The 15,520-nt window shown below is 52.5% G+C and carries 10 protein-coding genes; 5 read left to right on the top strand and 5 right to left on the bottom strand.

Going from position 1 to position 15,520, the window contains the following annotated elements; all coding sequences use genetic code 11:
- Positions 1 to 83 precede the first annotated feature (83 nt).
- Genes DRI82_RS18870 through astE form a run of 5 tightly spaced genes read left to right on the top strand, consistent with a single transcriptional unit; the run spans position 84 to position 6,236 of the window.
- On the top strand, positions 84 to 1,292 hold the full coding sequence (locus tag DRI82_RS18870; RefSeq protein WP_114195461.1) for an aspartate aminotransferase family protein: 1,209 nt from the start codon (positions 84 to 86) through the stop codon (positions 1,290 to 1,292).
- Positions 1,293 to 1,338: 46 nt separating this feature from the next.
- Positions 1,339 to 2,370, top strand: coding sequence for an arginine N-succinyltransferase (gene astA / locus DRI82_RS18865; protein ID WP_114195460.1), 1,032 nt, complete (start codon positions 1,339 to 1,341; stop codon positions 2,368 to 2,370).
- Positions 2,367 to 3,848: a succinylglutamate-semialdehyde dehydrogenase gene (gene astD, locus DRI82_RS18860; protein WP_114195459.1), complete on the top strand. Its 1,482-nt coding sequence runs from the start codon at positions 2,367 to 2,369 to the stop codon at positions 3,846 to 3,848. Before astA ends, astD begins: the two co-directional genes overlap by 4 nt.
- 13 nt (positions 3,849 to 3,861) lie before the next feature.
- Complete coding sequence (astB, locus tag DRI82_RS18855; RefSeq protein WP_114195458.1) at positions 3,862 to 5,202, top strand: N-succinylarginine dihydrolase; 1,341 nt, start codon at positions 3,862 to 3,864, stop codon at positions 5,200 to 5,202.
- A 23-nt stretch (positions 5,203 to 5,225) separates the two neighbouring features.
- Complete coding sequence (gene astE / locus DRI82_RS18850) at positions 5,226 to 6,236, top strand: succinylglutamate desuccinylase (RefSeq protein ID WP_114195457.1); 1,011 nt, start codon at positions 5,226 to 5,228, stop codon at positions 6,234 to 6,236.
- A gap of 79 nt (positions 6,237 to 6,315) precedes the next feature.
- Here the strand turns inward: astE and DRI82_RS18845 are convergent, their stop codons facing one another.
- The 5 genes from DRI82_RS18845 to hutC form a co-directional block, all read right to left on the bottom strand.
- Positions 6,316 to 11,277 (bottom strand): RHS repeat-associated core domain-containing protein, encoded by a 4,962-nt coding sequence (locus DRI82_RS18845; RefSeq protein WP_114195456.1) that lies wholly within the window; start codon positions 11,275 to 11,277, stop codon positions 6,316 to 6,318.
- 23 nt (positions 11,278 to 11,300) lie between these two features.
- The gene (locus DRI82_RS18840; protein WP_114195455.1) at positions 11,301 to 12,302 is read right to left on the bottom strand and encodes a hypothetical protein; all 1,002 of its coding nucleotides are present in this window, start codon (positions 12,300 to 12,302) and stop codon (positions 11,301 to 11,303) included.
- 244 nt (positions 12,303 to 12,546) lie between these two features.
- Positions 12,547 to 13,359 carry an N-formylglutamate deformylase gene (hutG, locus tag DRI82_RS18835; protein ID WP_114195454.1) on the bottom strand — a complete coding sequence of 271 codons (813 nt, stop codon included), beginning with the start codon at positions 13,357 to 13,359 and terminating at the stop codon, positions 12,547 to 12,549.
- Positions 13,356 to 14,576, bottom strand: coding sequence for an imidazolonepropionase (hutI, locus tag DRI82_RS18830; protein WP_114195453.1), 1,221 nt, complete (start codon positions 14,574 to 14,576; stop codon positions 13,356 to 13,358). Before hutI ends, hutG begins: the two co-directional genes overlap by 4 nt.
- Positions 14,577 to 14,587: 11 nt before the next feature.
- Complete coding sequence (gene hutC, locus DRI82_RS18825; protein WP_114195452.1) at positions 14,588 to 15,358, bottom strand: histidine utilization transcriptional repressor HutC; 771 nt, start codon at positions 15,356 to 15,358, stop codon at positions 14,588 to 14,590.
- Between the last annotated feature and the right edge of the window lie 162 nt (positions 15,359 to 15,520).

The following is a 15,520-nucleotide window of genomic DNA, read 5'->3' as shown; positions in this document are numbered from 1 at the left end:
GAAAATGGTTCCTTTAATGCGCAGCAAAACGACGGGTCACCGCCTGACAGAGCTAAAACGTTGCTACCAATTTTGAGGTCGATATGGAACAACAAGTAACCCGTCACTCTTTTGACGATTGGATGGTCCCCGTGTACTCCCCGGCAAGTTTTATTCCGGTTCGTGGCGAAGGTTCGCGCTTATGGGACCAACAGGGGAAAGAGTATCTGGATTTCGCGGGTGGAATCGCGGTCAATGCGCTTGGCCACGCCCATCCGGAGGTCAAAAAGACGCTGATTGAGCAGGCGGGCAAACTCTGGCATGTCGGCAACGGCTATACCAACGAGCCAGTTCTGCGGTTGGCGAAGCAACTGATTGACGCAACGTTTGCGCAGAAAGTCTTTTTCTGCAATTCAGGGGCTGAAGCCAATGAAGCCGCGTTGAAATTGGCGCGCAAAGTGGCGCGCGATAGCGCGGGTGAAAGCAAGAACCAGATTCTGGCATTCAACAACGCATTTCATGGTCGCACATTGTTTACCGTCAGCGCAGGCGGGCAACCTAAATATTCCCAGGATTTTGCTCCGCTGCCCGCCGGTATCCACCACGTGCCGTTCAACGATTTGGCCGCTGCCGAGGCGTTTATCAGTGAGCAGACGTGTGCGGTTATCGTCGAGCCGATTCAAGGTGAGGGTGGCGTTGTGCCTGCCGACCGGGCATTTTTGCAAGGCTTGCGTGAATTGTGCGATCGCTATCAGGCACTGTTGATATTCGATGAAGTGCAGACTGGCGTTGGCCGCACGGGACACCTCTATGCCTATCAAGATTATGGTGTGGTGCCTGATGTATTGACCACCGCCAAAGCGTTGGGAGGTGGTTTCCCGATCGGTGCAATGCTGACGCTGGATAAATACGCGAAAACGATGCAACCGGGAACCCATGGCACGACCTATGGCGGAAATCCACTGGCGACGGCGGTGGCCGGGAAAGTGTTTTCGCTCATTAATACCCCGACTGTGTTGCAAGGCGTTGGCGAGCGCCACCAGTGGTTTATCGACGGTCTGACGCGGATTAACGAACGTTATCCGCTGTTCGCGGAAATTCGCGGTAAAGGGCTGCTGATTGGGGTCGAATTGAGCGCCAATTACGCCGGTAAAGCTAAACAGTTGACCAATCTGGCCGCAGAAGAGGGGTTGATCGCCCTGATAGCCGGTCCCGACGTTGTGCGCTTTGCCCCGGCGCTGATCATTGATCGAGCCGATGTCGAAGAAGGGCTGGCCCGATTTGAGCGCGCAGTCTCACGTTTATGTGCCTGATTTACCGGGCCAACCAAAGCAGCACAAGATGTAGAGGTAATGCACCATGATGTTAATACGCCCGGTACAACATAAAGATCTCGCGGATATTCTGGTGCTTGCCGGTAAAACCGGCATCGGTATGACGTCATTGCCGAAGGATGAAAAACACCTGGCCGCCCGTATCGAGCGGGCTATTGCTACGTGGGAAGGTCATCTTGAACGCGGGGAACAAGGCTATCTGTTTGTGTTGGAAGACAGCGAGCAGCAAAAGGTTGTGGGCGTCAGTGCGATTGAAGTGGCCGTTGGGTTGAGCGAGCCCTGGTATAACTTTCGTGTCGGTACACTGGTTCATGCCTCAAAGGCATTGAACGTCTACAAGCCCGTGCCGACGCTCTATCTGAGTAACGATCATACGGGTTACAGCGAGTTGTGTACGCTGTTCCTCGATCAGGATTATCGGCACAACAAAAATGGTCAGTTACTGTCGAAAGTCCGCTTTCTGTTTATCGCCACCTTCAGGCAATATTTTGCCAGGAAAGTGATTGCCGAAATGCGCGGCGTCTCGGATGAAAACGGGCTTTCCCCGTTCTGGGAAGGCGTAGGGCGGCACTTCTTCGGCATGGATTTTGCCCAGGCTGATTTTCTGACCGGGACCGGGCAGAAATCCTTTATTGCAGAACTGATGCCAAAGCACCCTTTATATGTCGACTTTCTGACGCCGGAAGCGCGTGCGGTGATCGGCACTGTCCATCCGCAAACCGCACCGGCCAGAGCGGTACTGGAATCGGAAGGACTGCATTATCAAGGCTACGTCGACATTTTTGATGCGGGTCCAACGCTTGAGGCAGATATCGATGACATCCGTGCGGTGAAACAGAGTCGCCGCCTAAAAGTTGTCATTGGTGAATCGGCATCCGATGCCCCGTGCTATCTGGTAGCCAATGAAAATTACGTCAACTATCGGGCGTTGCTGGTTCACGGCGGCGTAACCGAAGGCAGTTTAACACTGGATCGCCACAGCGCCGAGGCGCTGGGTGTGGCGGCAGGCGACACCGTTCGCGCTATCACTCTTTTCCAACAGGAGCATGCATCATGACCCATCGCGCACTTTTTATTCAGGGACAATGGCTAATTGGACAGGGCGCACAGCGACTGAAGCACGATCCGGTCAGCGCAGAGCTGATTTGGCAGGGTACCGACGCCAATTCCCAGGATGTGGCAAATGCCTGTCAGGCAGCGCGGGATGCCTTTCCTGACTGGGCGCGTCAGTCGCTGGATCAGCGTCTGGTGATTGTGCAGCGCTTCGCCGATCTGCTGACGGAAAATAAAACCCGTCTGGCTGAGGTGATCAGCCGTGAAACCAGCAAACCGCGCTGGGAGACACTGACCGAAGTGCAAGCGATGATCGGGAAAGTGGCGATTTCGCTAGAGGCATATCAAACCCGCACCGGAACCAAACAGACGGCGATGCCCGACGGGCAAGCGGTATTGCGCCACCGTCCCCATGGCGTGCTGGCAGTGTTTGGCCCGTATAATTTTCCGGGACATCTGCCAAATGGTCATATCGTTCCGGCCCTTTTGGCCGGTAATACTCTGGTGTTCAAACCCAGTGAACTGACGCCGTGGACGGCGGAAGAAACGGTTAAGTTGTGGCAGCAGGCGGGTTTGCCTGCCGGGGTGCTGAATCTGGTTCAAGGCGGACGTGAAACCGGTGAGGCGTTGGCCTTGGCAAAACAGATCGACGGGCTGCTGTTTACCGGCAGTGCCGGAACCGGATATCAATTGCATCGGCAATTGGCGGGGCAGCCTGAAAAGATTCTGGCGTTGGAAATGGGTGGCAACAATGCGCTGATCGTTGAGCCCGTGGATGAGGTGGATGCCGCGGTAAATCTGGCCATCCAGTCGGCGTTTATTTCTGCGGGACAGCGTTGCACCTGTGCGCGGCGGTTGCTGGTCAAACGCGGTGCCAAAGGTGATGCGTTTATTGCGCGTCTGGTGGCAGTCGCCGCCACGTTGCGAATCGGCAAGTGGGATGATGAGCCGCAGCCATTTATGGGCGGGGTGATCTCCGATCGCGCCGCGCAACTGATGCTGGATGCGCAGCAACATCTGCTGTCATTGGGTGCCACGCTGCTGTTGACCATGAGCCGTCCGGATGAACGCTCGACGCTGCTGACGCCGGGGATCGTGGATGTCAGCGGCATTGACATCCCTGACGAAGAGTATTTCGGCCCGCTGTTGAGCGTGATTCGCTATGACGATTTCGCTGAGGCCATCGCCATCGCCAACAACACCCGCTTTGGGCTGGCCTGCGGCTTGCTTTCCCCTGATCGGGCGCAGTTTGACCAATTGCTTTTGCAAGCGAGAGCCGGGATTGTGAACTGGAATAAGCCGTTGACCGGGGCATCCAGCGCCGCACCGTTTGGTGGTGTGGGGGCGTCAGGCAACCATCGCGCCAGTGCCTATTACGCAGCGGATTATTGCGCGTGGCCGATGGCATCGCTGGAAAGCGATCAACTGACGCTGCCGGAAACGTTATCACCGGGCCTCCATTTTACCGCGAGCCCCCATTGAACCGGAGTTAACCATGTCTGGATGTGAAGTGAATTTTGACGGGCTGGTCGGTTTGACCCACCATTACGCCGGATTGTCATTCGGCAATGAAGCCTCGACACAGCACAAAAACAGCGTCTCGAACCCCAAGCTGGCGGCAAAGCAGGGGTTGCTGAAGATGAAGGCGTTGGCCGATCTGGGGTTTATGCAGGGCGTGCTGCCTCCCCATGAGCGTCCGCATTTACCCACGCTGCGGCAACTCGGATTCTCCGGAAATGATGCGCAGATACTGGAACAGGCGGCACGGACGACTCCGCGGCTGTTATCTTCGCTGAGTTCCGCCTCGGCGATGTGGGTCGCGAACGCGGCAACGGTATCGCCTTCCGCTGACAGCGCCGATGGCCGCGTGCACTTCACGGTTGCCAATCTCAACAATAAATTCCACCGGGCCATCGAACCGGAAACGACCGGTTTGGCCTTGCAGGCCACCTTTGCGGATGCGCAGTACTTCACCCACCATCAGGCGCTGCCACAGGTGGCGCTTTTTGGTGATGAGGGGGCGGCAAACCACAATCGTCTGGCGGCGGAGCATGGTGGGCCGGGCGTGCAGGTTTTTGTTTATGGCAGGCAGGGGCTGAATGATGCGCCGCAACCCGCGCGTTATCCGGCCCGACAAACTCTGGAAGCCAGCCAGGCGGTGGCGCGCCTGCATAAATTGTATGCGGAGCGCACGGTCTTCGTACAACAAAATCCGGCGGTGATCGATCAGGGCGTTTTTCATAATGATGTTATTGCGGTGAGCAATGGCAATGTCCTGTTTCACCATCAGCATGCCTTTCTGAATTCTCCAAAGGTGATGGATGAACTGCGCCGCAAACTGGCCGTTTTGGGGACAGAATTCATCGCCATTGAAGTGCCGGACAATCGGGTTTCTGTGGCTGATGCGGTACGGACCTATCTGTTCAACAGTCAGTTACTGACGCGCAGCAATGGTAAAATGACCATCGTGGTTCCGGAAGAAGCCCGCCAGCATCGGGGTGTCTGGGGTTATCTGAATGAACTGGTGGAGAGTGGCGGTCCCATTAATCGCATCAAAGTCTTTGATTTGCGGGAAAGTATGCGCAACGGCGGGGGGCCGGCGTGCCTGCGGTTGCGTGTGGCATTGACCGAACGTGAACTGGCGGCGGTCAATCCACAAGTGATGATGAATGATTCCCTCTTTGCGACGCTGAATGAGTGGGTCGATAAACATTATCGCGACCGTTTGACGCTGCAAGATCTGGGTGATCCGCAACTTTTGCTTGAGGGGCGAAGTGCGTTGGATGAACTGACGCAGATCCTGGCGCTTGGCAGTATTTATCCCTTTCAGCGTTGATACCAGGAGAGGATGCCCTGCCCATGTTTGATTTTTTATCTTTGACGTTGGGCGGTACGCCGCCCGCAGAACCTCACGGCCAGATTGCGCATCTTGAATGGCAATGGCTTGATGACGGCGTATTGGAACTGTCACCGCGCCGATCTTGCGAGCGGGCGGTGGTATTATCGGCGGGTATCCACGGTAATGAAACCGCACCGATCGAAATCCTCAACCGGCTGGTGAGCGAATTATTGAGCGAAGGGTCGGTGCTGGCCGTTCGGTTGCTGGTGATCCTCGGTAATCCCCCCGCCATGCGCACTAACACGCGCTACCTGCACAGCGACATGAACCGCATGTTTGGCGGTCGCCATGGATTGTTTATCGCCAGCGGTGAAACCGAGCGCGCGTGGCATCTCGAACAGCACATGGCCGCCTTTTTCCAGCGGGCAACGGCAGTGGGAGCAACCTCCCGATTCCACTTTGATCTGCACACCGCCATCCGGGGTTCACACTATCTGCGTTTTGGTTTGCTCCCCAGCCTGCCCGAGTCACGCACGCCGTCAATGCTGGCCTGGCTGGAAAGTGCGGGGCTGGAAGCATTGGTCTTTCACCAGTCACCGGGAGGCACTTTTACCCATTTCAGTGGTGAAGTTTTCCATGCGGCGAGCTGTACGCTTGAGCTGGGCAAAGCACTGCCGTTTGGCAGCAATGATCTCAGCCAATTCCTTGCGGCGGAACAGGCATTACGGGCACTGATTAGCGGTGGGACGCTTCCTGAGCGTTCACTTCCGGCCATCAAGCGTTTCCGCGTGGTGCGGGATTTGATTAAACACCACAACGATTTCAGGTTGAATGTCGCCGAGGATGCCTTGAATTTTACCTCCTTCGGGTACGGTGATTTGCTGGCAGAGGAGAGCGGGCAACGCTATGTGGTGGAGCACGAGCGGGAATGGCTGCTGTTTCCCAATGCGAAGGTGGCCAATGGATTGCGCGCCGGACTGATGCTGGTGGAAGAGAGTGATCGGGAAGCCAGGGGGTTAATTGGATGCTAACAGTTAATTGGATGCTAACAGGTAATGGGATGCCAGCAGACTGCCTATGGTAACCGGCAGTCTGTTTCCTCTGGGTTAATTAATCGGATGAAGAGGGTGGAATTCCCATTCGTAATAAGACGTTGCTGTGTGCGCTTGTTCCCGTCTCAGGTGATGCGGCTCCCGGCGCATTGCCCGCAAGAGTGGGTAATTGCTCTCGGTTATGCCCGGAGAGCACGTTATTGATCGAGACATTGCGCCCTGAGCTCATTGGATCGCTGGCGGGCAATACCGATGGCAGTGACGTTGCCCGTCTCAATGACGATCCACCCGGGCCTTGTCTACCGGTGAAGAGTCTATTTGAAGCGGTCACCGATTCCTGAGTGCCGAAACTGCTGTCCTGAGTGATATCAATGTCATCTGCGCGTCGTTGCCGCACCCGTTGCGTTTCTGTCGCGCGCCGCTGCTGATCACTGTCGGAATCAGAGTGTGAGCGGCTCCTGCGTCGATTTCCCGTATTTTCCGGGACGGCCTCATCTATCTCCTCATCGGGTAACGCCGACGTTCTTCTCGATGAAGCAGAACTACCACTACCCTTCGCGGGTCTCAGTTTCCCGTAGGCAAGGGTACCCAGGCCGAGCAAGACATTGCTTAAACCCGCCACCGACGAGAGCCAGGAGCCGATAGTATTCATCTTGGAGTCCCCTTTACTGTCACCTGCCAGTGCCATCACCGCGCCAATCAGACTTATTACCGCCAACCCAATACTGATCAGTTTGATTATTGGCCCAACCGGTTTAAAGAACACCAGAAACAACCCCATCGCACTGCTAATCACGCCGTTATAATCGCGGGTAAGTTTCTCCATTGATACAAAACCACTGGGATCAAGTAAATTCACCGGATCGCCCTGGCAGTAGAGATAAGGATTTATGCCGCCACCGCTAAAGGGGGAGCGGATATCGGCAGACAGAAACAGCCCCAACTCTGGCAGATAGACCCTGGCACCGTTCCCCAAAAAATAACCGCCCGTCTGGGGATCGCGAAGTTCACCGTTGAAACCCGAGCGACTGATACCGCTACTTTCACCGTAGGGTGAATAGGCGGAACAACTGAGCGTTGGTGAACCCACCGGGAAACTGGTGGTGACAGCGCCGCTGTAGTTGCAGCCGAGGATAAGCATCTGCTCCTCGGATTGTTCGGCGTAGGATTTTCCGGCATGGCGCAAATAGCGGTAGATTGTTTTGCCATCATGGTCGAAAAGGACGCTATCACCACTGTAATAACGCGCTTTTTCATCCCCAATCACCCAACGTTCATACGGGTCATAAGCATAATGGCTGTCACCACACTGTCGCAAACGCCCCGTCGCTGAGTAGTCAAGTTCACGGGTCTTATCACCGCTGGTAATGGTTTTTATCTCGCCATTGGCGTTGTAGGTCACAGAAACCTGTGCCGGATAGGCTCGATCTCCCGACGTCATCGTATGCGAAATGGTGGTCAGTTGCCTGCCATGGTAAGTATAGGTTGCGGTATCTTCACGGCCATCGGCAAAAACGGAGGTACAGCAGCGGATATTACTGAGCTCATCATACGAGAAGGTCTGTTGAACGAGCGGAAGATTTTGCTCGTTGCGTGACAGCATCTCTTGGGGAGCACCTACGTGGGTGTAATAGACTTCAAGACGCCCTTGCTGATCGTAGTGAAAACTCTCTATTAGCGTTCCCACTCCTCCGTGCACAGTGGTTTTTTCAATGATCCGGTTTTCCACATCATAGACATTTGACAACGTCACCGTTTCATTTGCATGGGTGATACATCGAGAGATTTCACGGCTGAATTCATCATAGGCAAATGTGGTGATCTGATGGACATTGTCACCTTCGCTGATGGTTTCACACATCGGTCTGCCGAATGGGTCGTACTCGGTGTTGGCCTTGATCCCCTGCTGGGCGCTACTGAGCAGTCGTCCCTCTGCGTCGTAGGCAAGGTTGCGTGTGCTCATTTCCCCTGTAGCCAGCATCATGTCCGCGCTGATTGGCACGCCAGCCAACGTTTGCTGCGTCAACTGCGTCTGTGCGGACGGAAATCCTGCAACATTTTGATTTATATGTTTAATTTTTCCATCAGCATGGTATTGATAATCATAGGTCGCATTGTTGTTTGTTGCCTGCAACAAGGTGCCGATCGCGCATCCCGCGTCCTGCTGTTTTGCATAGGTAAAGGCGGAAAGCAGTTCACCAGTCGTACGATCACCGCCCTGATACGCGGTCACCTTCAGCGGTTTTTCATCCAATTCGGCGAGATAGCTGAATTCAATCAGGCTGCCGTCGTTTTTGCTCAGCGTGGTGGGGCGTACACCACCCCCAGCATATGAGTATTGCACCGTTATGGAATCGGTGGTGCTAGCGACTATCCTCCCCAGTCCGTCAAAGATCTGGCTGCCCAACACAGTGGGTGTCGTTCCCAACAGAGTGATAGCGGTCATCAGGGGCGAAGCAGTGAATGGGGCATAATCGATCTGAAAGTTGTTGTTGCCCGCATCGGTCATGAAAATAGCGCGATCAAACGTGTCATAACAGTGAACGGAAAGGGTGCGATTCAGCGGCGAGACTATCTTTGTTTTACGACCAAACCCGTCAAATTTGTAGGCGTGAGTAGCATAAGTTAGCCCGTCAATCGTCAAATCCTCAACGCGCTCCGGCTGTTTGAACAGATTCAAGGTAGTGCGTTTGGCCGAGAGTTGTGCAGTGACCTGAAGCGGATTTTCGCTGTCATCACGACGTATTTTCTGCTGCGTCAATTGTAAATTAAGGGGATCCAGTTTCTGGATATCGATTATTCCGTCAGAGTGGTGGGTTTCGCAACGCGCTCCCCAACCGTCATAGATAAATGCCTGACTTTTTGTGGCAAACAGCGTTCCGTCTGAATGATAGTCGTAGCGGATATCATCAGTAAGTTGCCCAAGAATGTTGTAATGGCATGCCCGGGTTTGATAGAAAAGTTGGTTTTCCGCTTGTTCCTCACCCTGCAATATCCGCCCTTTACCGTCATAGATGAAATGCGACATCACCCCGTGACTGTCGGTTAACGCCATACGCGGGGCGTCAACTTCAGGAGGCAAGAGATACTGGTAAGATTCGGTTTGCATATACGCCGAACCGACTGCACTGCGAAAGGCTATTTTGCGTCCCAATGCATCGTAATCAGTCTGATCACACACGCCCAGGCGGTTGGTCTGTGACACGGTCAGCCCGGTGTAGACCGATTGACTCTCTGAGGTCTTCAACTGACATTGATCAAAGCCTATCAGGGTTTGATCGGTCACCAATACGCCGTCTGCAATAAGATAGTCATAGATTTCACGGGTAGTGTGAGTGACTGAATCGGTTGCCAGAGTGGAGGTTTTTGTGACAGAACTGATTTTTTCCTTCAATTTACCGCGCAGACAAGGAAGTGCGTTTTCACTATCCGGACAATAGTCCACGCGAATTTGCGTGGTAATCATTTCATTGTCATAAGCTACGCAATCGGTGGTGGTTTCACTTTGCGGCACCACCATGTAGTTATGGTCTGGGTGCTCAACCGGTATCGACTGGTAGGTATAGTCACGCGTTTTCTGCAATCCATCGGCGGCACTGAGGGTTTGTGATCGCATGTAGCGCTCGAAAAATCCGCTGGGATCAGCGGGAGACCTCTCTTCACCCTGGCGTGGATAATAGTCGTAATGCGTGGTGATGCCGTCTACGCCGGTCTGCGAACACAGATTGCCATACTCATTGGTTTCATGAATCTCCGTAAACTCACGGCTGAGTTCAGGTTGCGAGAGATAACTGACCACTGTTTTGACCACGCTGGGAAACTGTAAATTGGCGGGTTGTTGAGCAAAGGGAAGTGAGTTGCCTTGTTGGTCAAATTGTTCGTTATATTGGGTGACATATTGCAGGCAGGTGTCGTCGCACAGCGTAGTGACATTGGTCAGTAAGTGGTATTTATTATGATTATAAGTCACACTTTTTAGACAAACATCTGGCTCATCAATGCCGTAGATCTCCTCACAGGTCCAGTAATCGTAGGGGCGTTGGGATAAATAGATATTTTCCTGGCCGAAGTGATAACGGGTGTCCGCGTTATACCCGGTAAAGTTATTCACCGAATAACGGTATTTTTTGATGACTTCGGGTTGTTGGTAACCCGCACGCTCTGAAATCAGACTGACAACCGGAATACTATTATCGCTATCGAGAGTAAAGCCACTGGAAATATAATCGATCTCTTCGACGCCCCCCAACGGTGAGGTTATTTTGCTAATGGCAAAATACTCCTGCGACGTTGCCGATTTTGGCGACAGCGATTTATATTCGAATTTCGTACCGTGTGTCTCTTTGGCTCCCAATGAATCATAAGGTTGGGTGACTTTGGTCAGTAACCCGTTTATCTGGGTAAAACTGATGCAGGCGTATTTGCCCTGATCACCTTTGACTTTGGCGGAAAGTGCTACCCCTGCGCTATCATAATCAATACTGAAGACTTCTACACCCTGACTATCGGTAATGCTTTTCAACTTCTGCGCATGCCAATAGGAAAACGTGAAACTTTCGCCACTTTCCAGCGTGTAAGTTTGGGTTTGATAGGGGACATCCGTATTTGGCCGATAGAGGGTTTCAGTGGTGCCATTAATACTGTAAATCTTCAGCGTCGTGGCATCGATGCATTTAACGACCACGTTCTTAATTTTCTGATCGCTGAACGAGACAATACCCCCCGGTAAATAGCGGTCTGTTGCTGACTGATAACGTGTGCCGTCGGCAAGCGTCAGAGTATCCGGCGAGGCCAGGGTATCCAACTGACAGCAACCGCTAATCGACCATCCCATGCCGAATCCACTATTGGTTTTATTCAACATGGAAAAGGAGAGCAGAATATCGCGTTTTAATGACGTCTCAGAGACCGGGTTCAGGGTGGCTAAATGAATCTGGGCATTATACTGCCCAGTTCTTATATCCATACTGCCAGTCAATGAAGAGGAAAAATTAAACGCGTTGGAATAAATATCATTCATAATATTCCCTTCATTGTATTTAATTACGCGTTACGAAGTTGTGCCGCAACAAAATCATCACTATGGGTGAGTACATACTCATGCGTGCAGCCATAATTATCGTTAAAGGCATAGGTGGTGCTGCCATAAATTTGACCAGATTTTGAAAATATGTCCGTTGTTGCGCGGGTAATTCTTATCCAATCCGGCGTATTTGTTCCCTGACGGAAGGTAAGCGTTTCGCCAATGCTGATAGGGAGCGTAAATAAACCCTCAACCTCAGCTTGTGTTATCGAACTTTTGATATAAGTGAAAGTGTAACTGCCATATTGTGAATCAAGATAAATAATGCCGTATTCGTTCTCGCTATAACCGTCAGTTTTTTTCATGACCGGGGTATCGATAATATGCAAATCCTCAGGAAAACGCCAGTAATAGGTCTCGACTTCAGCATAGGAATTACCCGCGCCCTCTTTACGCCAGGTCTCTTCTTTATCGCCTTCCTCTGGGGTGGAAGTGTTATTACTCATCATCGCCACATCAACGACATAAGGGGTAACGCATTGTATTTCTACAGTTTGAAATCCTTCGGTGGAGATTTCTGCCTCAGTGGTACGATACGTATTATCAGGATGGCCTCCTTCAGGATCGCTTTCATCGAGACGTATTTTTGCCGCGAGTTGCAACCCTGGTGATGCCTGGGTACTGGTTAAATAGAAAGTATAATAGTTTGAGTCAGTGCCAAGTTGTGTTTCATCCGCAACGTTCTCCATGAGTGTTTGGTAGCGATTATCGCCGGACCATTTGCCTTGCTCATACTTATTGTCTTTGACTTGTGTCAATATGCAACCTACAGGAGCCGCATTAATATCGCTGCTGATATCATAAATGACGACGGAATCCAATTCTGCCTTGGACAAAGGTACAGGCTGGAATTGATCGTTATATTTTTTTACGGTTAATACAAAAGGAAGTTGTTGTTTACCATTGCTGTAAAGGAGTTTATTATTTTGTGGTTTAAATGAAAATTCAGACAAATAAGACATGGGAATTCCTTATTGTATTGTAGGGTGACAAAGTAAATTGAGTGACTATTTTCCGTCGAACTTTCTCGACGTGACGAAATATACACCCGCAATTACAGGGGATAAAAGGGTTTAATGTTAATTGTTATTATAAGGGTTGGTTTTTATTGGCTGGAGTTGGTGCAGTTCTCTTTATTTCTTATCGAGCTTTGGCGGTTATGACCGCCGCAATAAAAACTATTACGGCGACTGAATAGATATTGTTTCAGGAGAGGGTTTTCTGCTGGCTTCCCCATTCCAGTAACGCAGTGATTAACGGTTGCAGAATACCTTGCAGTTGCGCGGCGTTATCTGGCTGGTAATCAAAAGGAATTTCTTCCTGCATATAATTTTTCTGTGCCAGCTCAAGCTGGATGGCGTGTTGTTCCAATGTCGGTTTGCCATATTCACGGGTGATGTAGCCACCTTTGAAACGCCCGTTGACGACATAGCTGAAGGTATTTTGCGCTGCACAGGATGCGATAATTTGAGCTTCCAATTGGGGATCGCAACTTGTCCCGCCATTTGTACCGATATTGAGATCGGGTAAACGCCCGTCGAATAATCTTGGAATCAGCGAGGCAATGGAATGCGCGTCAAACAGCAGGACATAACCAAACTCCGCCCGCAGTCGATCCAGTTCACGTTGTAATTGCTGATGGTACGGATGCCATATTTCCCGCAAATATTGCTGCCGTTGTTGCGGTGTCGGTGTCTGGCCTGTTTTAAATACCGGTCGGCCATCAAATAATGTCTCTGGGAACAGGCCAGTCGTTGCCGTGGTATATAATGGTTGATCGTCAGCAGGGCGGTTGAGATCGATAACCAGGCGTGAATAATTGCCCTTCAACATACTTGCGCCCATTTTGCGCGCAAAATCATACAAACGCGGGATATGCCAATCGGTATCAGAGAGCACGGCGGCTTCTGGCGTCAATGCATTTTCAACTTCGGGCGTCAGCGTCACGCCCGCATGGGGAATACTGATCAACAGCGGCAGCGTGCCACTGACAAAACTGAAAGGTTCAGGCAGCGTCATAAGCGAACTTCTCCGAGATAGATGACTGTGCAGGGCAGTTGACCGCCCAACCAGTAAACCAGTTCCGCCGGGCGTGCCAGCGGCCAATGAACAAAATCCGCAGTTTTGCCGATTTCCAGCGTGCCGTGAGTCTTCTCAATCCCCAGTGCGCGGGCGGCGTGATGGGTAATTCCTGCCAGGGCCTCTTCAGGCGTCAGACGAAAAAGTGTACACGCCATATTTAGCATCAAGCGCAGGGATAACGCGGGCGAGGTACCTGGATTGGCATCGCTGGCAATGGCCATCGGCACGTTATGCTGTCGAAACAGATCAACCGGGGGAGCCTGGGTTTCACGCAGCAGGTAATACGCACCGGGCAGCAGGACGGCAATCGTACCCTGTCGTGCCATCTCGATAACATCGCTTTCGCCGGCATATTCCAGATGATCAGCAGAGAGCGCCTGATGTTGCGCGGCCAATTTGCTGCCGCCGAGGGATGAAAGTTGTTCGGCATGCAGTTTGACGGGCAGTCCAAGCCGATGCGCGGCATCGAAGACTTTTTCCACCTGTTGCGGGGAAAAAGCCAGATGTTCACAAAATGCGTCCACAGCGTCGGCCAGGCCAGCCGAGGCTACCTGAGGCAGCAATGAATCACAGATCACAGCAATATAGTCATCCGCGCGACCTTTGAATTCGGGCGGCAGGGCATGTGCCGCCAGACAGGTGGTTTTCACAGTGACGGGCAATTCTTCACCCAACTGTCGTGCAACCCGCAGCATCTTCATTTCGCTGTCGATCGTCAGGCCATAACCGGATTTTATTTCAACGGTGGTTACGCCCTCAGCCAGTAAAGGTGCCAGGCGACATTTTGCCGAGGCCAGAAGTTGCGCCTCTGTCGCTGCACGGGTGGCATTGACGGTTGAGAGGATGCCACCGCCATTGGCGGCGATTTCTGCATAACTCACACCGTTCAGGCGCTGCTCAAACTCCGCACTGCGATCGCCGCCAAAAACCAGATGGGTATGGCAGTCAATAAATCCGGGGGTAATGATGCCGCCACCAAAATCGGTGCGCGTTGCCAGCGGGAATTCTGGGCACAAGCCACGTTCACCTATCCAGACAATCTTGCCGTCTTTAACGGCGATCGCCCCGTCTTCAATCAAGTGGTAGTGGCCGCCACGCATGGTGACCAGATCCGCGCCATACCACAGGCTATCGCATTGCTGTTCTGCTGCCATCATGACTCCACTTATGAATTTCGTGTATCGCCGTGACTTTTGAAACGGCCAAAGAGTTGATAGCGCGAACCGGGATAGAGTAATCGCGCAGAGGTCACCACCCGCGTACCGTGCCAGGTGCGACGGCGGATCAACAGGCAGGGCTCATGCGCGGCCAATGCCAGTAATTCCCGCTGTTCGTCGGTAGGGCTCACCGCTTCGACCACGTGTTCGCCTGCGGTAAGCGGTGCCGCCTGACTCAGATAGTGATGCGGGGTTAGCAGGGTGAAATCCTGTTGCAGATAATCAGGCGCAGCCTGCGGATTGACAAAACGATCCTCAAGTTGCACCGGAATATCGTTTTCATAATGCACAATCTGTGAATAAAACACCGTCTGCCCGGGTTGGATGCCCAACGCCAATGCCTGTTCGCTGTCTGCCGCACGGGAGATCATGCGCAACACTTTGCTGCTGTGGCGATGACCGCGCTCTGCAATCTCTTCGGCGATGTTATGCACTTCCAGCATCGCGGTATAGGCTTTTGCCTCCGCCACAAACGTGCCAACGCCTTGCATACGCAGCAGAAAGCCTTCACTGGTCAGTTCCCGCAGTGCGCGATTGATGGTCATGCGACTGACGCCCAATTCATTCACCAGTTCGCTTTCCGACGGCACCCGCTGATGTGGCTGCCACATGCCGGAACGAATCTGGTTGACGATGGCCTGTTTAACCCTTTGATAAATTGGTGCGGGCGAGTCACTCATCGCCGCCGCCAATTGTGACAGCACCTGTTGTTCAGCCACAGGATCCCCCTCAGAAGACGATAGGTGCCGAACGGGATAAGCCGCGCAGCATAAAATTTTGAGCTGAAAAAACAGCCTTTGACATTTACTGTTCTATTCGGCGTATGTATATGTATATACAAGCTGAGGCGCAGAAATACCAGCCCCGCAGAATTATATTGT

Origin of the sequence: Edaphovirga cremea (assembly GCF_003332275.1) — a bacterium.
Taxonomy (GTDB): domain Bacteria; phylum Pseudomonadota; class Gammaproteobacteria; order Enterobacterales; family Enterobacteriaceae; genus Edaphovirga; species Edaphovirga cremea.
The sequence above is the reverse complement of the archived record's forward strand: the minus strand, read 5'-3'. Positions and strand labels throughout refer to the sequence as shown.